Genomic DNA, 26,501 nt, shown 5'->3' with positions numbered 1-26,501 from the left:
AGCACAAGGTTAAGCTAATGCCATTTTCTACTCTCTCTTTGAGTTCTGAGCTGATTCATGCACTGCCAAAAGACTTCAAGAAGCCAACCGATATTCAGGCTTTGGCAATTCCTGAACTACTCAGTGGTAAAGACGTATTGGCATTAGCGAACACGGGCAGCGGAAAAACCCTTGCTTACGGTTTGCCTTTGTTGGAAAAGCTAAGTGTAAATCCAGAGCAAAAAGCGCTGATTCTAGTACCAACACGCGAGTTGGCGACACAAGTGAGCGAGGCGATTAACCAAGTTGGTCAAGCTATTGGTTTCAACGCAGTGTGTTTGTGTGGTGGTGTGGATAAAGAGACGCAACTACAAGCACTTGCGGCAAACCCTCACATTCTTGTGGCGACAACGGGTCGTTTAGTAGATCTGGCGAGCAACGGGTTGAACCTGAGTAATATCCATTACCTAGTGTTGGATGAAGCGGATCGCTTGTTGGATATGGGCTTTTGGCCTGACGTGCAAAATATTGCAGGGCAGATTTCAAACCAGCGACAAACCGCGATGTTCTCAGCAACGTTTTCTGAGGAGTTGAAGGGCAAAGCCAAGCAGCTGATGCATGCACCAAAACAGGTAGCAGCGCATCAAGAAAACAGCACCAATCAAGATATTGCTGAGACGCTATATCTCGTCAACAAAGGCAGCAAAACCAAAGCGTTGATTGAACTGATCAAGCAAAATGCATGGGCTCAGGTATTGGTATTCATTGGCGCGAAAGAGAACGCTGATGGTTTGGCGAAGAAGTTGAACAAAGCTGGAATCACAACCAATGCGCTGCACGGTAATAAGAGCCAAGCAGAGCGAGAAGAAGCGCTGGCGCAGTTTAAATCTGGGCAAACACAGGTGCTAATTGCCACCGATCTATTAGCTCGCGGTATTCACATCGAGCAACTACCAGTAGTGATTAACTTTGAGTTGCCAATGCACGCAGAGACTTACGTTCACCGAGTAGGACGTACAGCCCGTGCAGGCGAACAAGGTGTTGCAATGTCGCTAGTCTGCCATGGCGAAGCCGAAGCGCTTACGGCTATTCGTAATTTGACTCAGCGTGAATTGCCAACGCAAGACCTTGAAGGTTTCCCAGTAACGGATAAGCCATCAACAGGCGAAAGCAAACGTGCTCCACGTGATAAAAAAGCCAATCGCCGAACCAATGCCAAAAAGAGCATTAAGCAGTTTCAAGGAAAACCGAAACGCCAAGCGCCCAAAGCTAAATAAACCAAGCTAAACAAACAAAAAGCCATCGTGATGATGGCTTTTTCTATTAACGGAAAGAGACTAGAAGTTGTAAGAAACGGTCGCGCCAACTGTCCATTGGTTTGCGCTCTCTACGATAGAAGAATCACTGATGCCACTCCCTAGACGCGTGTATTGTGATACTTGGCTGATTTGCCAGTTATCGGTGATTGGCACAACCAGTTTGTAGCCTAAACCATAGTTTACCGTAGCTTCGCCTTTGTAAGCTTTGCGGTTTGCGCGTGCTTCTTTGTCTGTGACACCGAAGTAGTAATCTACATAGTCTTCGCTTTGGTAAGACACGCTCGCAAATGGTACGAAATCAGCATTGCCGATGTTCATGATGTGGAAGTAAGTCGCACCACCTTGGAAGCCTTTATAGGCACCAGAAACATCGTGTTGTAGGTAAGTTGAAATCACGTTGTTTGGATCGAGTGTGAAGTCTGCGTTTAAACCTAAATCGACCGCAAAATCACGACGCTTAGTACCTTTTAAGCTTTTCGCTACATCGCTATCGCGAGGTACGCCACTGCCCACCACATAAGCACTCATGTTTAACAATTCGTTAGTTTCACCAAGAAAGCGGTAGTTGATGCCACCAAGATCAGCGTTGAAATCTTCACCGTGATAGCCACCGTTTAACACTGGTGCTGTATTGTGCTTTTGGTCTTTGAAAAGATCACTGGCTTGCACTACGCCAGCTTCGACCATCCAACCGCCTTCGTTGTTGTAGATGTTACCGTTACGAATGTAAGTGTCGCCAGCTGTTGCTGTTCCTGCTGCCGTTAAAGTGATTAACGCGATGAGTGTTTTGTTCATTATGCTGTCCTAATCACTTGGTTTTGAACAGTGTACAAAACGAATGTGTAACCTTCTATCAGCAGAACGTATGGAAGTGTAATGATGGCTTTAGGGAAGTGTTGTCTGTGCAGTCTGGGGAAAGGGAAACAAAAAGCCACGCCTTAACATGAAAAGCGTGGCTTTGTTATATCGGTTGTTTGTATGGCTAGTTTAGTGCGTGTTTGATTCTTACCAAGGCTTCATCCAGTGTGCCTGCTGGGCAGCCTAGATTAAGGCGAACAAAGCCAGAACCTTCTTTACCGAAAGCGATGCCCATGCTCGGGACAAGCCCTGCGGCGACAAATTTTTGCTCCAGCTCGGCGTCGGTCAGGTTGAATGCGCGGCAATCTAACCAAGCCAAGTAGCCTGCTTGTGGGGCGATAAATTTCACCTCTGGCAGTTCCGTTTGTACAAACTGATCAAGTTTGGCGATATTAGCTCGCAAGTAGTCTTTTAAGTCCATCAACCAATTAGAGCACTCTTGATAAGCAACAGTCGCTGCACTCATCGATAGGCTATTGAACACGTCCATACCATGAGCATCTAATCGGCGAGTAAACTGTGCTCGGAGTGATTCATCTGGAATCATAAAGTTAGAGATTCGCAGTGAAGACAAACCAAACGTCTTACTTGCAGCCGTAGCTACTATCAGACGTTTTGTAAGATTTTTTGGAAGACGTAAAGCAGAGTAGTACTCCGCATCGCCAACCACTAAATCGCCCCATATTTCATCACTCAGCAGCCAAACTTGATACTGTTCACACAGTTCGGCAACCTTTGTCATTTCGCTTTCAGACCAAACTCGCCCTGTTGGGTTATGTGGGTTACAGAAGATCATTGCTTTTGCGCCATTAGCAAAGCAGGTTTCGAGATGATCAAAGTCGAGTTGATAGTCGCCTTTGGTTTCCGTCAGTGGGTTCTCTACGACAACACGATCGTTGAATTCAATGATCTTACGGAAGGAGCCATATCCCGGACTCTGCATCACGATGCCATCACCTTTTTCGGTGAGCATTTGCAATGCCATCGCGAGTCCAGGAAGTACGCCATGTACCGTAGTGATCCACTCACGCTCAACGTGGGTACCATGCTGGTTTTGATACCAATCGATCGTAGCTTGGTAGTACGTATCATCGCGTTCTGCGTAACCAAAAATTCCATGCTCAACACGTTGTTGTAGCGCGTCTAATACTACTTGCGGCGCTTTAAAATCGTAATCGGATACCCACATCGGGAGTAAATCCGTGCCAGCCAATCCCAGCTTTTGCTGCATAAAGTCCCATTTAACAGAGCCACTTTCCTTGCGGTTCAGAATTTGGTCGAAAGCGTTCATCAATGATTTACCTTATTTTGTTTCTACTGCTGGTGTATTTGAATGCTCTTTAGCAATCTGTTGTTCGTTTTGTTCTGGCTTGGCTTTTGCGATACCAAAGCCAGTGAAGCCATAAATCAGAGCGAAGATCACGCCGGTGTAACATTGAATCGCCCATGGTAGGTAATCCAACGTTGCCACGCCTAGCGTACCCGCCATATAGATACCTGCGGCTGTCCAAGGAACCAATGGTTCAATAATGGTGCCGGCATCTTCGATGGTTCGAGACAGGTTCTTCGTGTCTAATCCCATTTTTCGGTAAGCGTTTTGGAACAACTCACCCGGAATCAACAGCGCTAGCTTGCCGTCAGAAGTGGTGAAAACCACAGTGATGGTTGCCACAACGGTCGAAGCAATCAGCTGACCTGTGGTGTGAATCGCATGTAGGAATTTGCCTAGTACCACGTTTAGTGCGCCAGTTAGGCTCAAAATACCAGCGAAGGCAAAGGCACAGAATACTAGTAGAATCGTGCTCATCATTGAGAACAGACCGCCACGGTTAAGCAGTTTGGTGATATCTGGTACTAAGCCATTTACGCTGTGACCGTTTGCCTCAAACATGGCTAGGTTGAAGCCGTCTACGTAAGCTTGGAAGCCTTGTTTTAGTGTGAAGTCTTGGAAAAACATGCCTAAAACAATCGCGATAGCCGATGCGCCAAGCATCAATGGCAGAACTGGCTTCTTAGTTAACGCGCCCCACAGGATCATCACTGGCGGGATAAGAAGTAGAATGTTGAAGTTGTATAGATTATCTAAGCCCGAGATGATTTGAACAACTTTCTCTGGCTCGTGAATGTTCGCGATATCAGCGCTTTGACCCGCAAAGAAGAAGACGACAGACGCAATCACAAAGCCCGGCAGGGTGGTGTAAAGCATATGTTGAATGTGTTCGTACAAGGTGGTGCCTGAAACGACAGGCGCAAAGTTGGTTGAATCTGATAACGGTGAGATTTTATCACCAAAGTACGCGCCAGATACCACTGCACCAGCGACAGCTGCGAGCGAGACGTCAAGGCCTGCTGCCACGCCCATTAGTGCGACACCAACAGTACCTGCAGAGCCCCAAGACGTGCCGGTACAAACGGAAACGACACTGGTCACAAAGAAAGCGGCAATAAGAATGTATTCAGGGCTGATGACTTTAAGTCCCCAGTAAACCATGTAAGGGATTGTGCCGCTGACCATCCAGCTGGCAATCAAACCACCAACCGAGACCAAAATCAGAATGACTGGCATCGCTTTGGCCAGTTTTTCTACGATGGCGTTAATGATGTCATCCCAGTTGTAACCGATCTTCCACGCGATAAGACCAGTAAAGGCAGCTGAAATCAGCAACAGAACTTCAATGCGAAGTCCGAGTATTCCGTATCCGACAGCCAGAAGTGCAAACATCACCGCAATAGGGGCGAGTGCTAATCCGAACGACGGCAGAGGCTTAGAATTTGTCATGTTATTTATCCTCAGGATCGATGTAGGGTTTGTTCGAAATGGATAATAACGGTCACATAATAGGCAAAATGAGAGCGGTGTGTTGTTTTCATGTAAGCGCTTACATGAGGTGTGCGAATGTAAGGTTCATCACAATTTTATCCGATCTTTTGTATTGCTTTGACGGTTTACCTGCTGACTAAGCTTGCTTCAAATTGATGCAGGTTTGGTGGCGAATAGCCGTCTTTACTTAAGTTTAGTGCTAATTTCGCTGCATAAGTCGACATTTCGTCAATTGGGTTATGCATGGTGGTCAATCGTGGATAGAGGTAGCGTGCAAGCAACACATCATCAAATCCAACCACGGAGATATCATCTGGCACCGACAAACCCTGCTCATGCAAACTTGCCATTAAGCCTGCTGCCATTACGTCGTTAAATGTGACTACCGCAGTGACTCCCGGACAGGATTGAATAAGTTGGCGACCTGCTTCCTCTCCTCCAGACTCACTGAAGTTTTGGTTGATTACCCAACCTGTTGGGATAGCTAAATTGGCTGCATTCATTGCGTCTCGATAACCTTCAAGGCGGTCGGTTCGATCTTCAATGGGTAAGTCACTGGTGACACAGGCGATCTTGCGATGACCTTGCTGAATCAAATATTCGACCGATTTGCGCGCACCGACTCGGTTGTCTACCCAGACAGAACGATTGGAGATTTGTGCAATGGTGCGGTTGAGTAACACCATCGCCGGAAGCTGTGCAGCGTATTGCATCAGCGTGGTGTCATCGAGCATCTTTGAGTGTACGACCATCGCCTCACAGCCCTGACTGATGAGAAAGTCGAGCCCTTCTTTTTCTCGTTGCGCATTGTGCCCGCCACTGACTACGACCAACTGGCAACCATTGGCACGAGCCACTTCTTCTACGCTTTTGGCGATCAAGGCGAAAAAAGGGTCAGCCAAGTTCCCAGTGAGTAAACCTAGCGTGTTATTGCTGCGGTTTGCTAGCGCTGTTGCTCGCGCATCTCGGCGGTAGTTGAGCTCTTTAATGGCGCGTTCGACTCGCTCTTGCGTTACTGGTTCAACATAACTGGTGCGATTGATAACACGCGAGACTGTTGCCGTAGAGACACCAGCCATGTCCGCGACGTCTTTCATGGTTGCCACTAGATTTCTCCAAGAGAGTAACAGGGTGAATTGAAAGGGAGGATATGAGGCAGAGTGTAGCGGCTATTAATTGTTGGTTATGTTAGTAAGTTCAAAGGATAGAACTTTAGAAAAAAGCGCTCCTATCTTGTTTTATTAATTCAACAAGATAGGAGAAACAAAAAAGCCACGAACCTGACGATATCGGGTGCGTGGCTTCTTTATCTATTAGCCAATCTTTTTATAGGCGACGATATGAGACAAGAAAAGGAGAGAGTATCTCTCGTTGAATCTGATTTTATACTCGTGCTCAACTTCGGATAATGGAGTCCAACCATGGCCAAAATAATCGTTTATATCGTCAACTGCTTCAGTCTCATCTTTTAAATGTTTTTTGCTCCACTGATAGGTACAGGCTAAAACCAAAACACCATTAGGAGCCGTTGCGTCCATTAATGCTTCCACGACCGTTTTAGGGGAGTCACATTGATCCAGTACATTCAAGCAAAGACTTAAATCGTGCTGCTCCGCGACCACGCCACTTTCAAAAGGTGCTTCGATGAGAGAAAAATTCACATGGTCACAAGCTTTGGCTATTGAAGATGCATCAAATGTGAAATGCTTTTGCTCTTTTAAGCTCTTAATATAGTGGAAGTCACACTCTCCCCCATCGATCAGTAGCTGTTTCAAGTTTGATAACAAACGATGAGAAGGTTCTACGAGCGTAGCCGAATTGATACTTGGTATGTTGGTTATCAATTCATAACAGTTTCTCCCGAGAGCAGGTCCCACTTCTAATAGGCTTTTAGGAGAAAGGTTTTCACTACCGAGAGCTTCAACAACAAACTGCGCGACGTCTTTCGAGTGGCTTGAAGAGACAAACCAATCTGGCACTGACTTAGACTGGCTATCAAGCAGTTTGCTCACGCCGTTTTGTCGAAGTTTATCAAGCCACTGAATCTCGAAATATGCTGCTAACCCTTTGTGATCGATATAGAAATCTTCCACTTTTACTCCTTTTTGATATTCCGTTATTGAGCGCTGATTTTGCCCCATCGATCAAAGGTGAGTAAATGCTAAATACCAATCATTGAAATTCTGTCTGCCTTTATTCTTTTCATATTTACAATGAGTTGATGTTGTTTTTATGCTGAGCAGATAACTTTCGGAATGTGCCTAAGACCCAACATGGCGCATCCATCTTCCAAGTAGCTATCGGTGACAACATCGAAGCCGAACTTGCCATAGTAGTCTTTCAAATGTGCTTGTGCGGATATAAAAATGCTGTCGGTCGGGTAGATCTTTCTTGTGGCATCGAAACTCACTTGCATCAATTGGTTACCGATGTTTTTCCCTCTGTAGTCCTCTGCGACGATAACGCGACCAATACACACGTCATTGGCATCAGAGTTCAGCAAGGGTAAAACGTCAATAGGGTATCCGAGTTTCGGAGGCATAATGCGACTATAAGCCACCAGATGTTCGTTGTCATATCCCATCACGTGGTAGGTGTCGGGATGGTTATCTTTACCATCCAAATCGCTGTATGGCGTGTTCATGTCCACGATGAAAATATTGACTCTTTGCTGCAAAAAATCGTAAAGCTCTTGAACAGACAGATCTGCGAATTTCTTAATTCTCCATTCGAGCATCATGCTTCCCCTTGTATTATTTTGGGTACAACATAAAGCGTATTTGTGCGCGATTCATTAACCTTTGTTAATTGCTAAGCTCCAGCTTCAATACAGATTTGCTGTATTGAACGGCTAAAAAGCAAAAGCCCCACTGACTTGGTTGTGGGGCTAATATTGGAAGGGATACGCTCCGATCTATCGGGGAGTCAAAACGGGAATTAACCCGCAGTCGGACCAACCAAACGCATTTCCCAATCTTCGACTTCACCGGTTTCTAGTCGGCGTTCAACAAGCTTGCCCCAAGATTCAACCAATGGAAGTCCTGCCAGTTGGCTTAGCTCTGATTTATCTAGGCAACCAGTAAACACCGCGCCCATGATGCGAGCCAATGACCAGTCTGGGTAAGGTCTTTCGCACAGAATAATTTCGTCACCTGCGCCGATATCGCCTTCTTGCAACACTCGGAAGTACCAGCCCGTTCGAAGCGTGTCTTGCAGTCTTCTAGCCATGTCGTTTTGCTCGAAACGGACGTTGAGTTTCCAGCAAGGCATGCGCCCTTGTGATACTTCCAGCAAGGTTGAGCCGATGCGGATTTTATCTTTCAAGCAAATGGATTCTTCTGTTACGCCGCTTGAGCTTAAGTTCTCACCGAACGCCCCAGCTGATTGGAAAATCGCTTTGTCGCCGAGCTCCTGCTGCCAAACCGGATAGTGCTCGCTTGGGTAAATATGAAGGGCTTTTTGAATCCCACCATGGAAGCGTGGATCGCCTTGTTCGTCGTTGGTAAAACCCAGTTCTGTTGCATGCTGACGCTGCGGCAGAACCTGTTTGTTAATCGCACTTTTCGCACCATGTGCAAAGGCAACGGTTTTACCCGCTAATACACTGTTAACTACGCCTAACTTCTTCATATTCTCTCCTTATCGCCTAAAACTGATTTGCCATACAGTGTGAAACAAGACCACGTTAGCGCTCGCCCAATGACTTAAATACCGGAATCGCTGCCAGTACTTCAATGCGCTTTTCTGTACTTTTTAAGTAACGCGTTTCGCTATCTGAAACCAACACATGACGTTGATAACCTTCCGTTTTAGGAAACTTGGTTAACACAGTTTCAAGCGATGCTTCGCACTTGTCTTGATTGATGTTATCAATATCGACTTTGAATAAGAGTTGGTTTTCTTTGGATATTTCAACTTGATATCGCATACGTCGCACCTCACGGCTTCATTCACTTTGCCGAGCATGATAGCCTAATGAGCTTGTGTCAGTGTAGGGATGTAAGGACAGTTAATGATGCCAACCCGCCAAATCGATTCTCACTCCGGTGTCATGACCTCCAATGAGATGATGGCTGCCAATCCCCACTCACCGGCACTGGTTAAGACCATCGATATGCCCAAAGGTTACATTGATACGCTGCACCAACACACGTGGCATCAAGTCATCTTCCCGATCAAAGGGTTATTACAAACCAAAACCGATCATTACCAGCACCTTGTGCCCCATACCTCTGCGCTGTTTGTGCCTGCGGGTATTCAACATGAATCCATCGCGCTAAGCCATACGACATTTGTCGGTATCTATCTAAACCCTAAGTTCGGTACTGAGTACGAGCATCAAGTGAGAACCATCACTCTCACGCCGTTCTTAAACGAGCTGTTACAGGAAATACGCCGCCAATGTGAAGGGGACGTGAGTGATGAGGAAGTATCACGATTGCTTGGCGTGTTGCATGATCAAATCATGAAAGACAACGTGCAGACCTTTCAGTTACTGCTGCCTGAAGACAGACGCTTAAAGTTGATATTCGAAGCGTTGACCGACACGCCGGCATTGGATTGGTCACTCAGACAGTGGGGAGAGAGAGTCGGTGCATCCGAACGAACTTTGTCGCGCTTGTTCTCCAAAGAGTTCAACACCTCGTTTCAACTTTGGCGGCAACAAATTCGGCTGATTTATTCGCTCTCTTTGCTAGATGAAGAGCTCTCTATCCAAAGCATTGCCGATCACGTGGGGTATCAAAACGACTCTTCTTACATCAAAGCGTTTAAAGCCTACTTTGATGTCACCCCACAGCAGTTTCGCGTTAATGGTAGAAGGGGATAGCGAGTACAATCTTGTCCACAACATCGGTCTCGTCCATCACACTACTCTAGCGGTAACTGGAATGTACTCTTGATTTCCTTAACTGAGACGTTGGATTGAATGGCGCTGATGCCTTTCACGCGGCGAATAGCACTGATGTGGTCAAAGTATTCGTCTAAGTCTCTCGCCACCACTTGCACCATATAATCCGCGCTGCCAGCAATGCAGTGACACATTAAGATCCAATCGGTTTCTGCGACGAAGTCTTCAAACGGCGTGGTGTTTTCCACTTCATGGCTGCCTAGTGTCACCAGCGTAAAACCAGAGACTTGAAAGCCGAGCTTTTTGCGGTTCAACTTAGCGGCGTAACCCTCAATGTAGCCTTCCTCTTCCATTTTTTTCCAGCGTCGCCAGCAGGGCGTTTCACTCAGGTTAACCGTCTCCGCGAGTTTGGAATTACTCATGCGACCATCTTTCTGAATATGGTCAAGAATGGCGAAATCGGTACTATCCAATTCAAAATTGGTGGATTCTTTCTTTTTCATAATTGTTTTGGAAATAGTCTGCTCAAATTGACTTTTATCGTAGCGCAGATAGCAATTTTCTTTCTACCCAAATCGTTAGACTGTTTCACATATTCGTTGATTACTTTTTGGGAGAGAGTGCATGAGTGCTCAATTGTTGGCGGCATTTTTGTTGTTTGCCGTTTCTATTTCTTTAACGCCGGGAGCGGGTAACGTCGCGCTGTTAAGTATTTCGAGCCGATATGGGTTTTCTGCGACCGTGCCGTTTGTATTGGGCAATGCAGTCGGGGTGATCATCATGTTGGTTGGTGCAAGTGTGGGGCTTGTCAGTTTGTTTACCCTTTACCCAGATTTGTACATGGCGTTAAAGTGGATTGGCGCGGCGTACCTGCTGTATCTCGCATGGTCGATTGCCACGATGGAACTCGACAATGATTCGAATGCAAAAAAGTCCGGCTTTTTATCTGGCGTTTGGGTGCAAATTCTTAATCCGAAAAGTTGGGTTGCGTCGCTGACGGTGTTCTCTCAATTTATCTCGCCAAACAATGATTACCTGACTCAAGTGGTGATCATTATCAGCGTGATGGTGGGAACTGGTGTGCTGGGGATGTTTGCTTGGGCGTACTTTGGCACCGTATTGAACCGCTTTATACAGTCACCACAAAAGGTTATATGGGTAAACCGATGCATGGGCAGCAGTCTCGCTTTAGTGGTGGTGTTTATGCTGAGTCAGCCCGTTTAAGCTCTTATTCAATTTGACGTGCGCGCCGAGAAAACGTTATATACCCGTTTCGCTATGGCGCGCCATATTCCCTCTAGCAATCTCGCGGTATCCAGATGAGCTTAACCAAGACCAACTCGCATAAGACAAACACTCGCGTTAATCAACTGAGCTTTGGCTCGCCAAGTGTGTCGCTGATGTTGGAGCATGTTGAGCTAGAGCCACTCGCTTTGAGTAAAGTTCGCGTGCAAATCGAAGCCACAAACATTAATCCAAGTGACCGATTGTCGATTCAGGGAGTAGGGCAGTATCGTCGTACCCATGTACCGCCGCGAGTCCCAGGGTTTGAAGCGGTTGGACGTGTGGTTGAGATAAACGATCCGCGTCAAACCGAATTTCACATCGGGCAAAAGGTGCTGGTGGCACAAAGCGGGACTTGGCAAAGCTATGTCGATGCGCATGCGGAGAATGTCTTTGCCGTGCCGGAAGAACTTGAGAATGGCTACGCTTGCCAGTTGTATATCAATGCCCTGACGGCTTGGGTGATCACCACTCACGTTGCCAAGTTAGGCCAAGAGGGTGTGGTGATCATCAACGCGGGCAATTCTGCGATTGGTAAGATCTTCGCTCAGTTATCGCACTCACTTGGATTTACTTTAGTTGCGATAAGCTCCGCGCCAGAGCGTTATCCATACGATTCCAATGCAGTGCTAGATTGTAAGCAAGATCTGCAATCTCAAATCGATGTCCGAGACCTGCCTCAACCCAATGTCGCATTCGATGCCATTGGCGGCAAGTTTGGCACCGAACTAATCCAAGTTCTGCTTAGTTCGGGAACGTATATTAATTATGGAACGCTTTCTCTCACCCCTTATGAGCCTGCTTTCTTCGCTTGTATGAAGCAGAACAATATCGACTTCAATACGTTCTTTTTGCGCTACTGGGAAGAGTCGGTTGGTAAGACCGTTCGCAAACAAGTCTTTGCCGAGATGCTAGAACATTTTGTGGAACATCAGATACAACTCGATGTGGATTGCTACCTTCCGTTGGAACAGTTCCAGCGCGCCTTCGAGCTGATAGAAGATGAGTCGGTCACGCTGCAAGGCAAAATCATTCTGACCATGCAGTGACGATATTCAAGCTCCTTAAGGCTGTTGGGTAAATTGAAGAATAAAAAAGGATGGCATTCACCATCCCTTTCGCGTTCTCGTTAGGATTAACGGAACTGTGGCATGTAGTCGAGGTTGGCTTCAATCGTCTCTTCTAGAGCCTTTTCTAGAATCGTCCCGGTGGTTACTAACGGGTTTAAAATCAATGCTCGATGCGCGGCATTGCGGTCGCCTGTGACAGCCGCTTCTACCGTGAGTGATTCAAAGTCTTTCATCAATTGGATCAAGCGCAGCGTATCGCTTGGGAATGGCGCGACGTTTAAAGCCACAGGTCCCGATTTTGTGATCATGCAGCTGACTTCCACCGCGCAATCGTCAGGTAAGCCTGTAATGGCACCGTTGTTACGGGTGTTTACGTGCATGATGGTGCGCTTATCGTTGTAGATAGAGCTCATCAGCTCGCAGGCAGCTTCTGAGTAGTATTGACCCCCACGCTTTTCGAGCTCTTTTGGTTTTTCGTTGAGCTCTGGATTGCGGTAGATATCGAACAGTCGTTTCTCCATGGCTTTGACCACCTCACCGCGAGTACCTTCGCCGTTCGCTTCTTCAATCTCTTGGCTCATGATGTCTTCGCTGGTGTAGTAATAGCGCAGGTAAGCACACGGGATCATCCCCATATTACGCAGCAACTCTTGTGGCCAGTCGAATGGAGGAATATTTTGCGGCACCAAAGGATCGTTGCCGGATAGGATCTCTTCGACCACTTCTTGCAGTTTGTCACGACCTTCGTGCAGGATCTGGCGTGCCCAGATAAAGTGGTTCAAACCCGCAACTTGCAGTACAAATTCTTGCTCGTTAGCACCGAGCATTTGGGCGATGCCTTTTTGCATGATCACTGGCACGTTACATAAACCGACCGCTTTCACTTTGGTGTGTTTGAGAATCGCTTCTGTCACCATGCCTGATGGGTTGGTAAAGTTTAGCAACCAAGCATCTGGACACAACACTTCCATCTCTTTACAGATTTCCAGCGCGATAGGAATAGTACGACAGGCATTGGCAAAACCGCCTAACCCATTGGTCTCCTGACCGATCATGCCGTACTTCAGTGAGATACGTTCATCACGGATTCGACCTTCCAAGCAGCCAGCGCGAAATTGAGAACATACAAAGTCTGCGTCTTTCAAAGCAGGTTTGCGATCCAAGGTGACGTGCACATCAATATGCGACATGTCGTTTTTAGCCAACATGCGACGTGTTAAATCGCCAATGATGCTGACTTTCTCTGCGCCATCTTCAATATCAACCAACCACAGTTCGCCGATTGGCAGTTCATGATTTCGTTTGATCAGACCTTCGATGAGCTCTGGTGTGTAGCTAGAGCCTGCGCCAATGATGGTAATTTTAAGATTCTTTTTCATCGTGATGTTCTCGTTATGGATAAGACAGTTTGATTAAAAAGCATCCTGATGAGCTTCACAAACCAAACAAATCTTGCTATGGATTAGTACAGCTAATTTATAGAGAGTCGAGTGATGGACAGAAAGCAGCAGATGCTCTCCAATATGTACACTTTTGCGATTGCAGGTAAGTTTCTTAGCTTTACCAAAGCAGCGGAAGAGCTATTCATTACCCAAGGGGCGGTGAGTCAGCGAATCAAATCGTTAGAAGAGCAACTGGGCTTCAGTTTGTTTGTGCGCATGACGAGACGATTAGAACTGACCAAAGAAGGTGATCGATTACTGCATGCATTAAACCAATCGTTCGAAGTGATTTTCTCTGAGCTCGAAGACATCAAGTTCAATGAACTGCGTGGTGAATTATATATTGGAGCAGCGCCGACGTTCGCCCAGAGTTGGCTTTTGCCAAGGTTGCCAGATTTCCAACGTTTGTATCCGCATCTCAATATAAAACTGAGGGTGAAAGCGAGCCGTTTGGACTTTCAGCATGAGCCCGTCGATATCGCGATTTACTACAGCGATAGCGAACATCCGGGCTTTTACCATCAGCGTTTATTTGATGAAGTGCTGTTGCCGGTTTGTAGCCCCAAATACTTTAACGACCATTTTACTGAGCCAGCGCCATTGCTTGAGCAGTTGGCCGGCGTGACTTTTATTCATTGCTCTGAATCATTAGAGGCGAGTGAACCCAATCAAGAATGGGCGATGTGGCTGGACAAACAATCTAACTCGCTACTCAACACACTTAACGTGATGGACAGAACTTACTTGTTTAATCACGCCGATATGGCAATGACAGCGGCTAAGAACGGAATGGGGTTGGGAGTCGCTCGTGAATCGTTAGTGAAAAGCAGCCTAGAAAACGGTGAACTAGTGGCACCTTTTGAGCGCGTAAGTGCAGAGCGAGGCTACGATTTGATTTGTTTAAACGGTCAGCAACACAGACCAAAGAATGCTGCATTTATTGAATGGCTTGAGACGCAATTACCAAAGAATGAATAGGGGATGATAGGGTAGGTAAGCTTAACTTCCTCCCTTTACTCGATGAGAAGGGAGGAAGAATAAGTCTTGAAATTAACTCGCGATAATCTCATCCATCAAGCGGTCTATTTGAACGACGACTTGTTCGCTGGCATCTTCCATCGCGTTAATTGCGGTCACCATGCCAGCCATGTTGCCAGATTTGGCTTGGCTCATTGCTTCGCGTCCGCTGTCATGTACGCCTTTGTGTGGTTCTTCAAGTAACGCATAGCTTCTTAGGTGGCTGTAAGCCTTGCCATCGCCACGGTAGTACCACTGGCCTAGCCTGCATTCTGAATGGCTATTAACGGTTTCTCCAAACGAGCCTTTTTGCAGTAAGCGATAGATGTTGTTCTTCCAAATTGCGTGGTCGAGCTTGACGGTATCCAAGAAAGCGCGTGTGGAAGCAATATGGATCACTTGCTGCATGTGCTCTGATTTCACGACGACTTCGTTCACGATAGAGCCAATCTGTGCTGAAGATGCTGAAACTTCTTCTGCACACGTTTGGTTTTCATCAATCGAGCTTTTAATTGCATTTACTTGCGTGAGTACTTGATTCACAAGCGAGTCAATCTGTTCACTGGCTTCACTCGCTTTGCCCGCAAGGTTTCTTACCTCGTCGGCTACCACCGCAAATCCGCGTCCTGCTTCACCGGCTCGTGCGGCCTCAATAGCGGCATTTAGAGCAAGCAAGTTGGTTTGGTCAGAAATTTCTTGAATAGTAGATACAAGGAGGGAAATAGAAGTGGCGGTTTTATCTAATATTTGAACTGATTCAATGCTTTGAGAAGCTTGAGTACTGATCTTCACTGCTCGGTTGTCCAGACGAGCGAGAGCTTGGTGTGTTTGCTTAAACATCTCATCTAGTTGTTGCAGTTCTTGGTTCTCGTGCGCCATAGATTGCGCACTCTCCACCATCTCAGTTCGAATGGTTTGGAGCATGTCTCCACCTTTCAAACTGCTCGACATCAACTCATCGCTATTGTGGTGTTCTTGCTGAGCGGAGCGAACAAGTTGTTGCGTCTCTTGGAGCTGATTTTCCAGAGCAGCAATGTCAGTTTGGTACTTTTGTTTGAGGTCTGCTAACTCTTGCTTTAGCGCCTCATTGTCGGCTTTGATTCGTTTTAATCCAAACATAAGTTTTATAAATGTAACATGATGTTAAAAATTGCATGCTAATCGAGTTGAGTATCGAATACACGATCACATTCATATATTTGCTTAGCCGAATCACACTTTTTCAGTAAGGTTTATTTAAACAACAAAAGCCAAGGTCAAACGATGTTGAGCTTGGCTTCTCTGTTAAAAAACGGCACGAATTTAAGCCGTTATAATTCCTGCATAAGTTGAATGTAATTCCCACAGGTATCATCGAGTACGGCAATCATTACAGGGCCAGCTTCTCTTGGCTCTATAGAGAAAGCCACGCCGAGTTCAGAGAGTCTCACGTATTCTTTCTGCAGATCATCGACCGCAAAGGAAGTCCAAGGAATCCCCGCTTCTTTGAGAGCATTTTGGTACACTTTTGCTGGTCCAAACGCCATCGGTTCTAACAACAATTCAACCCCAGATTGTTCAATCGGAGAAACCACTGTTAACCATTTATGTTCACCGATTGGTACTTCGGTCTTTTTGATAAAGCCAAGAACATTGGTGTAGAAATCGAAGGCTTTGTTCTGATCGTCCACAGGTACGCTGGTTAGGGAAATTCTGATCACGGGTATTTACCTTTGCTGGGTTTGGATGAGGAAAAGATACTGAAAGTGAGGCTCAAAAACTTATTCTAGATTGCTTTTCTGCATTTTTTGAAACGCTTTGGGTGAGCAACCTGTGCTCTTTCTAAAGACACTCGAAAATGTGGTTAAGCTCTCATAGCCAACCTGAAAACAAGTATCCGTGATCGAGTTACCTTCCTTGAGTAGCGCTTTGGCTTTCTTAATCCGCATATCCCTTAAATAGCTTCGTGGCGTCACGCCATACATCTGTTTGAAAATCCGCGCATAGTGAAAGCGCGACATAAAGGCGGCTTTGGCTAAGTCGTTTAATTCGATGTTTTCTGAGTGATGCTTTTCCATAAACGCTTTGGATTGTCTGATCAGGAGAAACTGCTTTGGGCTCAACGGCATCTCGCGGTATACGCGGTCAATTTCTTGTTCATAGAAGGTCTTTGGGCGAGATGACATCGTATTTCCACATTCTGAAAGCATCGTATTGAGTCTAACACTGCTTCGGCAAGATTGAACAAACGAGTGAGTTAAGTGCTCGACCTTGCGCGAAATACCTTTCATACCTCATCCCAACCTTCTTCCTAAATGTGGATTATTTGGTGGTGATGTGCTCGATCTGATTAAAAATAAATCGCTCATTAACGTAAAGAATGTAAATGAGATTAATTATCATTAAGCTCATGTATTATGCTGCGCTCCCTCGTTATTGTTTATAAAATATAAGTAGTATTATGAAACTGAAGTCACTTTCCGCAGCCATCACCTTTGCGATTGCCTCTTTTGCTGCTCACGCTTCTGACGAAAACATCGTCGTTGTCGGTTCTGCTCTTGATCAACTTGTTCAAACTGAAATCAACTCAGAGACATTAGAACAAAAACAAGCGTCTGATATTAAAGACATACTGAACACCATGCCGAGTGTAACGGTTGACGGTAACGCACGTTACTCGCGTAAGGTTTACATTCGCGGTATGGAAGACAAATACTCGGTTGTCACCATTGACGGTGCACGCCAAGAAGGTCAGTTATTCCACCACTCTGGCGATCAGACCTTTGACCCAGCCATGCTTAAATCTGCTGAAATCACCCTAGGCGGTAACTCTGTACTGTCGGGAGCGGGCGCAATTAACGGCTCATTCAGCTACGAAACGAAAGATCCCAGTGACCTCCTTGCAGAAGACGAAAGCATCGGTGCTCGCGTTAAAACGGGGTATCAAACGGCTTACGAACGCTTCACGACGAACGTTGCGGTTTACGCGAAACTGAACGATGAGCTCCAACTGATGGGTATTGCGAACTACTCAGATGACGGTGAGTTGTACATTCCGGGGAAAGATGATGTGACTTCTAAGCAAGGTAAGCTGAAGTCTGGCTTGGTGAAAGTGGTGTTCGTACCAAACGACGCGAACGAGTTCAAACTGTCTTACGACACGTACCAAGACGGTGGTAAACGTCAGCTATCGGGTGAGAAGGCGGGTGCACTGTACGCACATGATGAGCACAACTACCACTCGATTAACCGAGATACTGTGACGTTTATGCATCGCTACGACAATGGCAGTGACTTGGTGAACCTAAAGACGAACCTATACTACAACCGTCAGTACATGGATCGTGATGCGCTAACTGAAGAGTATGGCGATTGGAACCAAGTGAATGGCGCTTGGGAATTCACTAAAGACGGTGACTTATCAATTCCTTCGCGTGAGTACAACGTGACGACAATTGGTGGTGACATCCGCAACATCTCTTGGGTTGGCGATCACGAGCTGACTTACGGCTTCGAGGGTTACAAATCAGAGCAGTGGGTTGATTCTGGCCTTGGTCATTACACGTCGGGCTCGAAACTCGGTGAGACGAAGAACTACGACATCGATGGCGGTACAGTAACGGCTTACGGAATCTACGCTCAAGACGCATTCGAGATTAATGACTTCCGTTTTGTGACCGGCCTTCGTTATGACGTACATGAGCTAGGTGGTATATTTAAAGGTAAATACGACCAGTTGTCGCCTAAGTTCCAAGGTGAATACCAAACCACAGATAACCTAAGACTGCGTGTTGGTTACGGTCGTCTATTCAAAGGCGCTTCACTGCCTGAAACACTGACTATGAAAGCGGCGGCTGACGTAACTCAGGCAGACACCAAAGCCATGACAGGTAACAACTACGAAGCGGGTTTCGATTACGACATGTCTGGTTTGCTAGTGGCGGATAATGCGATTCTTGGCTTCACCGCATACCAGTACGATCTGGATAACCAAATGCACCCGACTAAGAACAACAGAACCTTGGCTAACCAAAATGATGTAGAAGTTTGGGGTGTAGAAACCGTATTTACTTACAGCATTGAAGATTTTTACCTGTACGCAAACCACTCATACTCTGATGGTGAGCAAACCAGTCTAGAAAGTGGCAAGACGAGCCACATGAACAAGACGGGTATTCACAATATCAAGGCGGGCTTTAAGTACGACGTAACCAGTGAAGTGGTGTTCGGTTGGGATTCACGCTTCGTTCCGGGTAACGACTACACAGACGAAGATGGCGAGAAAGTGGAGCGCCCTGGTTTCGCAACGCATAACCTATGGGCAGTGTACGTACCAGACTTTGCGAAAGACCTGTCAGTTAACCTAGCGGTCGACAACGTGTTCAACAAGCTATACTCAGAGCACACAGGTTTTGGTATCTCTTGGGGTTCAGTGAAATACACCAGCTACGAAGTGGGTCGTAACTTTAAAGCGTCTGTGGCTTACAGCTTCTAATCACGCTTAACTAAATCACTCCAAAAAAAACAAAACCCCGATAATTGGTGATCAACTATCGGGGTTCTTTTTATCTCACTTTGCCTATCAAGGCGGAACGAGCATTATTTGGTATGAAAAATCTGCTCAGTCTCTAGCGACGTCATTGCGCGAACTTGGCGCCAGATGTAGTAGAAAATACCAAACATCATCAACATGCTCGGAATCGCAATCATTGGGTAGCTGTACAGCGTTAGTTTACCCAACTCTTCATTGAACGCTGCTGTACCTGCTGGGCTGGTTACAATCCACGTTGCTAAGAAATAGTTCATTGCTGATGAGAATGCGAATGTGCTGGCGAACAGGTAGTTTGAAGACATCAAGCAGCGCTCGAACGCTTGAGTTTTTCCGTTTTGTACCAAACGCTCGTTAATCAGCGGTAGGTTCAAAATCGTGTCATTCAACAGCATCTTCTGCATAAGCGGGTAGCGAGTGAAGGTTGAGCCCAACACAGCAAGACCAATCAAACCTGGGATTAAGGCTTCTTTCAATGCCAACCAGCGCGTGTCTAGTTCTAACAAACCGATACCGCCGGTTAATAGCACGCTGATAAAACCAAGTGCAGAGATGAAGTTAAACTTCTTGTTGCGGATAAGATCCATGCCGCCGTACACCAAAGGGAACATCAAAGCGACAACCAGTGCCAATGCTGTACCTAGGTGCTCTTCACCACTGAACTTCATCAAAATGAATGAAGGAATGATGACGTTAAACAGGATCTCGAATAATGGATTCGACTTTTTCGCCGTGGTGTTACTCATAACTTTACTGACTCTACTATGTCGGCTGAATTTTACTTTGGGGGAAGTGTTCTACTCCTTGCGCCAGATGTAAAGCCTTAAAGCCCCGAGTTGTGTAACGACTTATGAAATGAACAGTGAATGAGCTCTAATTGAACATGGTTTATGGTGTGTGTTGGGTAGGTCGATGGAGCCTACCTAAATCTGATAGGCCCTGTCATTTCTTGTATTTGAGGCTTACTGATGCGCTTCTTTGATAACACTTAACCCTTTATCCATCAGCTCTTGTGTTACTACGTCAGACAGATTGGAATCGGTAATGATGCCGTCTAATTGCTCGATATTTAATGCATGAAAGCTGGCAATTTGGCCGTATTTGGTGGAGTCAGAAACAAGGTAGTTGGTTTGTGCCGCTTTGACGATGGCCTTTTTCACAAGGACTTTGTTTTCGTTTGGTGTTGATAAGCCTTTTAAGCTCCAAGAAGACGTCGAGATAAAGGCAATATCAATGTTCAATCCGTTCAAGAACTCTGCGACTTTTCCACCAACTGTGGATTGGTTCTCACGATCAATTTTGCCCCCTGTATGGTAAAGCTCACATTGACTGTGCGTCATTAGGAAAGCGGCGATAGAAAAGTCATTGGTGATCACTAATAGATCGTCACGATCCGCTATTTGATGGGCGATCTCTAGAGAAGTAGTTCCCGCATCCAAGTAAATCGTAGCGTCTTTGCCAATTAACGTGGCTGCAAGTTTGCCGATTTGAACCTTCTCATCCGCTTGTTGCTCGACTTTAGCGTCATGGGAAAGCTCAGAATGTAAAGCCTGAGCCAGTTGCACTCCACCAGAAACAGAAACGACTTTACCTGAGGATTCCAGTTTCACGATGTCACGGCGAATGGTCATATGTGATACGCCAAGGTGGTCGGTTAAATCTGAAATGCTTAACACTTCTTGGTGTGATAACAGGGACAAGATGGTTCTTTGACGTTCTGCTGGGATCATGATTTCACTTCTATATTCTTGTTTTTCAGTATCCTACCAACCTTTTCGCTCTTTGTGAATATCTGTGAATATATGTTCTCAACCTAATAAGCCTTGCCCTCCCTTGTGTTAACTGGTCAGGTTATCTCTGCCCATAAAGGGGTAAATATCACAGCGTTGTTAATTTGTGTGAAAAAATGTGATTTAAAGCGAAGTCTTGGGTTTGTGCTTCACATATAATCACACCAACTAAACAAGAATTAACAAAATTCAATTTACCAAGAAGGTGTTGTTGTTATGAGCGAAGTTCAATCTGTCGGTGTTATCGGTTTAGGCTCTATGGGAATGGGCGCGGAGAAGTCATGTGTGCGTGCAGGCCTTGATGTATATGGTTTCGACCTGAATCCTAGTGCTTTAGAAGAGCTGGGTGCATTTGGCGCGAAAGCCGTTTCTACCAATGCAGTCGAGTTTGCCGATCAACTTGATTCTGTGTTGGTTTTGGTTGTGAATGCGGCGCAAGTTAACACCGTATTGTTCAAAACAGGCCTTGCGGCTGCGCTCAAGCCCAATACGCCTGTCATGGTATCAGCCACTATCTCGGCAGAAGACGCCAAGCAAATTGAAGCCAAATTGGCTGAGCACAATCTTGTGATGCTCGATGCGCCGGTATCTGGCGGCGCAGTAAAAGCAGAAGCTGGTGAGATGACCATTATGGCGTCGGGCGCGCAAAGCACCTTTGAAGCACTGGAGCCTGTACTGAGCGCAACGGCTGCCAAGGTATACAACATTGGTGAAGCTGTAGGCCTTGGTGCGACAGTGAAAATCATTCACCAACTGCTTGCGGGTGTTCACATTGCAGCAGGTGCAGAAGCGATGGCGCTTGCCGCTCGTGCAAACATTCCATTGGATTTGATGTACGACGTGGTGACCAATGCCGCGGGTAATTCTTGGATGTTTGAGAACCGTATGAAGCATGTCGTCGATGGTGACTACTCGCCGAAATCAATGGTCGATATTTTCGTTAAAGACCTAAACCTTGTGTCAGATACCGCGAAAGATCTGAAATTCCCTCTACCACTTTCCAGTGCCGCTCTAAACATGTTTGTAAGCGCAAGCAATGCGGGCTTTGGTCAGGAAGACGACAGTGCTGTTATCAAAATCTTTAACGGTATTGAGCTTCCTGGTGTGGAAAGCAAAGACAAATAAGCGCAAGTAAAGTGGAGAAGTAATTATGTTATTAGGTGTTATTGCAGACGACTTTACTGGCGCGACTGATATTGCCGGATTCCTTGTAGAAAATGGCATGCGCACCGTGCAGCTTAACGGCATTCCGAAGCAAAAGGTTGATATCAATGCCGACGCGATTGTGATCAGTCTTAAGTCTCGTTCTTGCCCTGTCGATGAAGCAATCAACGATTCGGTGGCAGCGCTAAAATGGCTACAAGCCAATGGCTGTCAGCAGTTCTACTTTAAGTACTGCTCAACTTTCGACAGTACCGCTGAAGGCAATATTGGTCCTGTTACTGACGCGTTGCTAGCCGAGCTCAAAGAAGATTTCACCATTGTTTGTCCTGCGTTGCCGGTTAATGGCCGCACGGTTTACAACGGCCATCTGTTTGTTTTCCAAGATCTGCTCAGTGATTCTGGTATGCGCAACCATCCAGTGACGCCAATGACAGATTCTAGCTTGATTCGCATGATGGATGCGCAGTCACAAGGCTCATCTGGTTTGGTGAACTTCCAAGTGATTGAGCAAGGCTCCCAAGCGGTGTCTGAGCGATTTGAAACCCTCAAACAACAAGGTGTTCGCTATGCTATTGTCGATGCATTCAATGCCGATCATCTTGTGACCCTCGGTCAGGCAGCGAAATCTCTCAAACTGGTTACCGGTGGTTCTGGCCTTGCTGCGGGGATTGCTAAGAACTGGGCAGAACATCTGGCCGATCAAAGCGATGCTAAGAAAGCGGGCAATCCAACCAAGGCGCCGACGGTGGTGTTCTCTGGCTCATGCTCTGTGATGACCAATCAACAAGTCGCCGTTTACAAACAACAAGCACCGCACTTCGCGATTGATGTGAAAGCCTGCCTTACCGATGAAGCGTACTCAAATCACGTGTTTGATTGGGTGATGACCAATATCGACAGTGAATTTGCTCCGCTGGTTTACGCAACCGCAGAGTCAACGGCTCTAAAAGCCATTCAAGAAGAGTTTGGCGCACAAGCATCTAGCCATGCCGTTGAGCAATTCTTCAGTAAGTTGGCTATCAAACTGCAGCAACACGGTGTGAAGAACTTCATCGTTGCTGGTGGCGAAACCTCTGGCGTTGTTACGCAAAGCCTCGCGGTAACAGGGTTCCATATTGGTCCTCAAATTGCGCCGGGTGTGCCTTGGGTGAAATCACTCGATGGCGAGCTTTCACTGGCGCTGAAATCCGGCAACTTTGGTGATGAGCATTTCTTTGCCAAAGCTCAGTCGCTTTTTGAATAACAGGAGTTGTGATGAATAAAGACTTATTGACAGAGCAGCAACTGCGAGATCAAATGGTGACCATGGCTCGCTCTATGTTTGAGCGCGGCTACGCGACGGGCGGTGCTGGTAACTTGTCTGTGAAATTACCGAATGGCCATTTTTTGGCAACGCCGACAGGCTCCTCGTTTGGGCGCTTAGTGGCAGAGGAGCTGTCTGTGGTGGATATCGATGGCAACCATATTTCGGGTAAAAAACCGTCGAAAGAAGTGGCATTTCACTTAGCCATTTACCGCAATAATTCGCAATGCAATGCCATCGTGCACTTGCATTCAACGTACCTAACGGCGTTGTCTTGCCTTGAAGAGTTAGACCGCGGCAATGCCATCAAAGCATTCACACCTTACTTTGTGATGCGTATTGGTGAGCTACCAGTGATCCCTTACCTGCGTCCGGGGGAGCCACAAATCGCAGAAGAACTCGCACAACGTGCTGGTGACTATCGTGCTTTCTTACTGGCTAACCATGGTCCGGTCATTACAGGCACAGACTTTGAAGATGCAGTAGACAACGCTGAAGAGCTGGAAGAAACCGCAAAATTGGCGTTCATTCTTAAAGACAGCAACATTCGTTACCTAACGGATGCCGAGGTTCAAGACCTAAAAGGGAGAGGTAAATAATGGCTAAGTTCGCAGCAAACCTAACCATGTTATTCACAGAAGTGCCGTTTTTAGAGCGTTTTGAGAAAGCGCATCAAGCGGGATTCAAAGCGGTAGAGTACCTCTTCCCATACGCATTCGAGGCGCAAGAGCTGGCCAACAAGATGGAACAGTTCGGATTTGAACAAGCGCTTTTCAATATGCCTCCGGGTGATTGGGATGCTGGCGAACGTGGCTTCGCCGCGATTCCGGGCCGTGAGGATGAGTTTAAGGCGAGCGTTGAGACGGCACTGATGTACGCCAAGGCACTGAAGTGTAAAAAGGTTCACGCTATGTCTGGCATTGTTGATTCACGCTTCACTCGTGATCAGCATATTGAAACCTTCATCTCAAACATTCGTTATGCAGCGGATAAGTTTGCCGAGCAAGGTGTTGAGCTGATGATTGAGCCACTCAACAATCGCGACGTGCCGAACTACTTTGTCGCCCATCAACGCGAAGCGGTCGAGCTGATTAAGCAAGTGGATCGTCCAAACGTCAAACTGCAACTCGACCTTTACCACGCTCAAATTATGGATGGCGACTTAAGCACATTAATCCGTGAAGTCGCTCCTTACACCGGCCACATCCAAATCGCCTCAGTGCCTGAAAGACACGAACCGTCAGAAGGTGAGTTGAACTACCCACACCTGTTCAACGTGTTGGATGACTCAGGTTATCAAGGCTGGATCGGCTGCGAATACAATCCAAGACACAGAACAGAAGAAGGTCTTGGTTGGGTTCACCCTTACCTCTAATAAAAATACTTATAACAATTTCAGTTGCTTGCGCAACAACGTGTACTAGGTGATGAGAGCTCATCGCCTAGCTGCACGCACCCTACAGAGTCAGAAATAAAAGGAACATAAAAATGGATGGAGCATTAATCGGCATTGTCATCGGTATTCTTGCCATGATGGGAATGATCATAAAAACACGTATTCCTGTCGCATTGGCAATGGTTATTGCGAGCATCATCATGGGTCTATTCGCAGGCATGGCGCCAACAGAACTCATTGATGCAATTAAAGCGGGCTTCGGCGGCGTACTAGGCGGTATCGGTTTGATCATTGCCTTCGGTGTCATCATGGGCGCGTGTTTTGAGCGCTCTGGTGCGGCGGTTCGTATGGCGAAAACCTTCGTTAAGATCTGTGGTAAAGGCCGTGAAGATCTAGCACTTGGGTTCACTGGTGTGCTGGTGGCAATTCCAGTTTTTTGTGACTCTGCGTACATCATTTTGCACTCTCTTGTTCGCGCAATTTCACGAGATACGGGTAAATCTGCCGTTGGTCTTGGTGTGACGCTCGCACTTGGTCTGCTTATCACTCACGCACTTGTGCCGCCAACACCGGGCCCTGTTGCGGTAGCCGGTATTCTTGGTGTCGACCTAGGTGAGTACATGCTGTGGGGGCTAATGGTGTCTGTACCTATGATGCTGCTATCGATGATTTACATCCGCCGTGTGGGTAATGAATACTACCGCGTACCAAATGGTGATGGTTGGATCACTAACCAAGCGGATTGGGCAAACTTAGAAAAAGTAGAAGCAACGGACGACAAAGAGCTGCCAAGTAACTTCCTTTCTTTTGGTCCAATTCTTGTTCCGATTGCACTTATCCTTATCAACACTTTAGTTGGTTCAGGAGACACATTCCTTCATGCAGCGCTGTCGCTGCTTGGTAACCCAGTTGTTGCTGTAGGCCTTGGTGTATTAATGGCGTTGTACGGTCTTACTCGCAATATCGAACGTAAAGACATGGTTGGCTCGATGGATGATGCGCTATCAACAACAGGTCTTATCTTAGTGGTAACGGGCTGTGGTGGCGCAATGGGCGCCGTACTTAAAGCGTCTGGTGCTGGTCCACAAGTGGCAGAAGCTATCGCTAGCAGCGGTATCCCACCACTACTTGTGCCATTGGCTATCGCGTCTATGCTTCGATTGATTCAAGGCTCGGCTACAGCATCGATGATGGTTGCTGCGACAATGACGTTACCTCTAGTCGAAACATTAGGTCTGGATCCTGTATTCGTGGCATTGGCGTGTGCGGTTGGCCCGGTTGGTTTCTCACACCTTAATGACTCTTACTTCCACATCATCAACCGTACCCTAGGTATTACAGAGTTGGCAGACCAAATTAAAATCTGGTCAGTATCGTCAACAGTGGCGTGGGCGATTGGTGCATCGATCATCATGGCGCTAAACCTAGTCTTTGGTAAGGGTGGCACGCTCATTGACCCACTGGTACCAATCTTAGTGCTTGCGGCCGTCATCGTTTGGATGAAGTCAAAAAGCAATAAGGCAGCGAAGCCTGAATTAGCCGCTAGCTAATCACTCGCTCAAGGTAAAATGTTCAAAGCCCCTAGCTGAAAAGTTAGGGGCTAATTATATGGTCCGCCTCACTCTCAAGCCCTACGCTTAGAGTAGGCTCTCAGAACGAGGTGAACCATATGTCTACCATT

At 46.6% G+C, this 26,501-nt stretch carries 26 protein-coding genes; 11 read left to right on the top strand and 15 right to left on the bottom strand.

Annotated elements, in window-relative coordinates; translation table 11 throughout:
- Positions 1-17 precede the first annotated feature (17 nt).
- Positions 18-1,256: a DEAD/DEAH box helicase gene (locus VJL_RS17560; RefSeq protein ID WP_038879855.1), complete on the top strand. Its 1,239-nt coding sequence runs from the start codon at positions 18-20 to the stop codon at positions 1,254-1,256.
- Positions 1,257-1,316: 60 nt separating this feature from the next.
- On the opposite strand, the gene ompV is transcribed toward VJL_RS17560, so the two are convergent.
- From ompV to VJL_RS17520, 8 genes are all read right to left on the bottom strand, one after another.
- Positions 1,317-2,093 carry an outer membrane protein OmpV gene (gene ompV, locus VJL_RS17555; protein ID WP_038871471.1) on the bottom strand — a complete coding sequence of 259 codons (777 nt, stop codon included), beginning with the start codon at positions 2,091-2,093 and terminating at the stop codon, positions 1,317-1,319.
- 187 nt (positions 2,094-2,280) lie between these two features.
- Positions 2,281-3,447 (bottom strand): MalY/PatB family protein, encoded by a 1,167-nt coding sequence (locus VJL_RS17550; protein WP_038879852.1) that lies wholly within the window; start codon positions 3,445-3,447, stop codon positions 2,281-2,283.
- A 12-nt stretch (positions 3,448-3,459) separates the two neighbouring features.
- Positions 3,460-4,935, bottom strand: coding sequence for a Na+/H+ antiporter NhaC (gene nhaC, locus VJL_RS17545; protein ID WP_038879849.1), 1,476 nt, complete (start codon positions 4,933-4,935; stop codon positions 3,460-3,462).
- Between the two features lie 167 nt (positions 4,936-5,102).
- Positions 5,103-6,083, bottom strand: coding sequence for a LacI family DNA-binding transcriptional regulator (locus VJL_RS17540; protein WP_038879846.1), 981 nt, complete (start codon positions 6,081-6,083; stop codon positions 5,103-5,105).
- A gap of 207 nt (positions 6,084-6,290) precedes the next feature.
- On the bottom strand, positions 6,291-7,070 hold the full coding sequence (locus tag VJL_RS17535; RefSeq protein WP_038879843.1) for a hypothetical protein: 780 nt from the start codon (positions 7,068-7,070) through the stop codon (positions 6,291-6,293).
- A gap of 137 nt (positions 7,071-7,207) precedes the next feature.
- A complete protein-coding gene (locus tag VJL_RS17530; protein ID WP_038879840.1) occupies positions 7,208-7,714 on the bottom strand; it encodes a GNAT family N-acetyltransferase in 507 nt (168 codons plus the stop codon).
- 200 nt (positions 7,715-7,914) lie between these two features.
- Positions 7,915-8,607: an MOSC domain-containing protein gene (locus tag VJL_RS17525; RefSeq protein ID WP_038879837.1), complete on the bottom strand. Its 693-nt coding sequence runs from the start codon at positions 8,605-8,607 to the stop codon at positions 7,915-7,917.
- A 55-nt stretch (positions 8,608-8,662) separates the two neighbouring features.
- Entirely contained in the window at positions 8,663-8,905 is a 243-nt protein-coding gene (locus tag VJL_RS17520) for a hypothetical protein (RefSeq protein ID WP_009706629.1), read from the bottom strand.
- Positions 8,906-8,989: 84 nt separating this feature from the next.
- On the opposite strand from VJL_RS17520, the gene VJL_RS17515 reads away from it, so the two are divergent.
- Entirely contained in the window at positions 8,990-9,805 is an 816-nt protein-coding gene (locus VJL_RS17515) for an AraC family transcriptional regulator (RefSeq protein WP_038879835.1), read from the top strand.
- 41 nt (positions 9,806-9,846) lie between these two features.
- Here the strand turns inward: VJL_RS17515 and VJL_RS17510 are convergent, their stop codons facing one another.
- The gene (locus tag VJL_RS17510; protein WP_005434199.1) at positions 9,847-10,329 is read right to left on the bottom strand and encodes an Lrp/AsnC family transcriptional regulator; all 483 of its coding nucleotides are present in this window, start codon (positions 10,327-10,329) and stop codon (positions 9,847-9,849) included.
- Between the two features lie 121 nt (positions 10,330-10,450).
- On the opposite strand from VJL_RS17510, the gene VJL_RS17505 reads away from it, so the two are divergent.
- Both VJL_RS17505 and VJL_RS17500 read left to right on the top strand, forming a co-directional pair.
- Positions 10,451-11,050, top strand: coding sequence for a LysE family translocator (locus VJL_RS17505; RefSeq protein WP_038879834.1), 600 nt, complete (start codon positions 10,451-10,453; stop codon positions 11,048-11,050).
- Between the two features lie 95 nt (positions 11,051-11,145).
- Complete coding sequence (locus tag VJL_RS17500; protein ID WP_038879833.1) at positions 11,146-12,159, top strand: zinc-dependent alcohol dehydrogenase family protein; 1,014 nt, start codon at positions 11,146-11,148, stop codon at positions 12,157-12,159.
- A gap of 86 nt (positions 12,160-12,245) precedes the next feature.
- Here the strand turns inward: VJL_RS17500 and VJL_RS17495 are convergent, their stop codons facing one another.
- Positions 12,246-13,559: a 6-phospho-beta-glucosidase gene (locus VJL_RS17495; RefSeq protein ID WP_038879832.1), complete on the bottom strand. Its 1,314-nt coding sequence runs from the start codon at positions 13,557-13,559 to the stop codon at positions 12,246-12,248.
- A 114-nt stretch (positions 13,560-13,673) separates the two neighbouring features.
- Between VJL_RS17495 and VJL_RS17490 the strand changes: the two genes are divergently transcribed.
- Positions 13,674-14,600 carry a LysR substrate-binding domain-containing protein gene (locus tag VJL_RS17490; RefSeq protein WP_038879830.1) on the top strand — a complete coding sequence of 309 codons (927 nt, stop codon included), beginning with the start codon at positions 13,674-13,676 and terminating at the stop codon, positions 14,598-14,600.
- A gap of 72 nt (positions 14,601-14,672) precedes the next feature.
- Here VJL_RS17490 and VJL_RS17485 read toward each other — a convergent pair whose 3' ends face one another.
- The 3 genes from VJL_RS17485 to VJL_RS17475 all read right to left on the bottom strand — a co-directional run bounded on the left by VJL_RS17485 (position 14,673) and on the right by VJL_RS17475 (position 16,804).
- The gene (locus tag VJL_RS17485; protein ID WP_038871438.1) at positions 14,673-15,758 is read right to left on the bottom strand and encodes a methyl-accepting chemotaxis protein; all 1,086 of its coding nucleotides are present in this window, start codon (positions 15,756-15,758) and stop codon (positions 14,673-14,675) included.
- A gap of 191 nt (positions 15,759-15,949) precedes the next feature.
- Positions 15,950-16,339, bottom strand: coding sequence for a VOC family protein (locus VJL_RS17480; RefSeq protein WP_038879829.1), 390 nt, complete (start codon positions 16,337-16,339; stop codon positions 15,950-15,952).
- A gap of 60 nt (positions 16,340-16,399) precedes the next feature.
- On the bottom strand, positions 16,400-16,804 hold the full coding sequence (locus VJL_RS17475) for a helix-turn-helix transcriptional regulator (protein ID WP_038879827.1): 405 nt from the start codon (positions 16,802-16,804) through the stop codon (positions 16,400-16,402).
- A 275-nt stretch (positions 16,805-17,079) separates the two neighbouring features.
- On the opposite strand from VJL_RS17475, the gene VJL_RS17470 reads away from it, so the two are divergent.
- A complete protein-coding gene (locus VJL_RS17470) occupies positions 17,080-19,113 on the top strand; it encodes a TonB-dependent receptor plug domain-containing protein (protein WP_038879825.1) in 2,034 nt (677 codons plus the stop codon).
- Positions 19,114-19,217: 104 nt separating this feature from the next.
- Here the strand turns inward: VJL_RS17470 and VJL_RS17465 are convergent, their stop codons facing one another.
- Together VJL_RS17465 and VJL_RS17460 are read right to left on the bottom strand one after the other, a co-directional pair.
- On the bottom strand, positions 19,218-19,913 hold the full coding sequence (locus VJL_RS17465) for a VC0807 family protein (RefSeq protein ID WP_038871427.1): 696 nt from the start codon (positions 19,911-19,913) through the stop codon (positions 19,218-19,220).
- A gap of 216 nt (positions 19,914-20,129) precedes the next feature.
- Positions 20,130-20,897 (bottom strand): DeoR/GlpR family DNA-binding transcription regulator, encoded by a 768-nt coding sequence (locus VJL_RS17460; RefSeq protein WP_038879823.1) that lies wholly within the window; start codon positions 20,895-20,897, stop codon positions 20,130-20,132.
- A 276-nt stretch (positions 20,898-21,173) separates the two neighbouring features.
- Between VJL_RS17460 and ltnD the strand changes: the two genes are divergently transcribed.
- From ltnD to VJL_RS17435, 5 genes are all read left to right on the top strand, one after another.
- A complete protein-coding gene (ltnD, locus tag VJL_RS17455; protein ID WP_038879822.1) occupies positions 21,174-22,082 on the top strand; it encodes an L-threonate dehydrogenase in 909 nt (302 codons plus the stop codon).
- 25 nt (positions 22,083-22,107) lie between these two features.
- Entirely contained in the window at positions 22,108-23,364 is a 1,257-nt protein-coding gene (gene otnK, locus VJL_RS17450; protein WP_038879820.1) for a 3-oxo-tetronate kinase, read from the top strand.
- Positions 23,365-23,375: 11 nt separating this feature from the next.
- Entirely contained in the window at positions 23,376-24,023 is a 648-nt protein-coding gene (gene otnC, locus VJL_RS17445) for a 3-oxo-tetronate 4-phosphate decarboxylase (protein ID WP_173400276.1), read from the top strand.
- Positions 24,023-24,799, top strand: a complete 777-nt coding sequence (gene otnI / locus VJL_RS17440) for a 2-oxo-tetronate isomerase (RefSeq protein ID WP_038879818.1) — start codon at positions 24,023-24,025, stop codon at positions 24,797-24,799. The genes otnC and otnI overlap by 1 nt, the downstream gene beginning before the upstream one ends.
- A 113-nt stretch (positions 24,800-24,912) precedes the next feature.
- Positions 24,913-26,370, top strand: coding sequence for a GntP family permease (locus VJL_RS17435; RefSeq protein WP_038879817.1), 1,458 nt, complete (start codon positions 24,913-24,915; stop codon positions 26,368-26,370).
- The last annotated feature ends 131 nt before the right edge of the window (positions 26,371-26,501 follow it).

Source organism: Vibrio jasicida CAIM 1864 = LMG 25398 (assembly GCF_000400365.1).
Lineage (GTDB): Bacteria > Pseudomonadota > Gammaproteobacteria > Enterobacterales > Vibrionaceae > Vibrio > Vibrio jasicida.
Note: the sequence above shows the minus strand (reverse complement) of the source record. Positions and strands in the feature narration are given on the sequence as shown.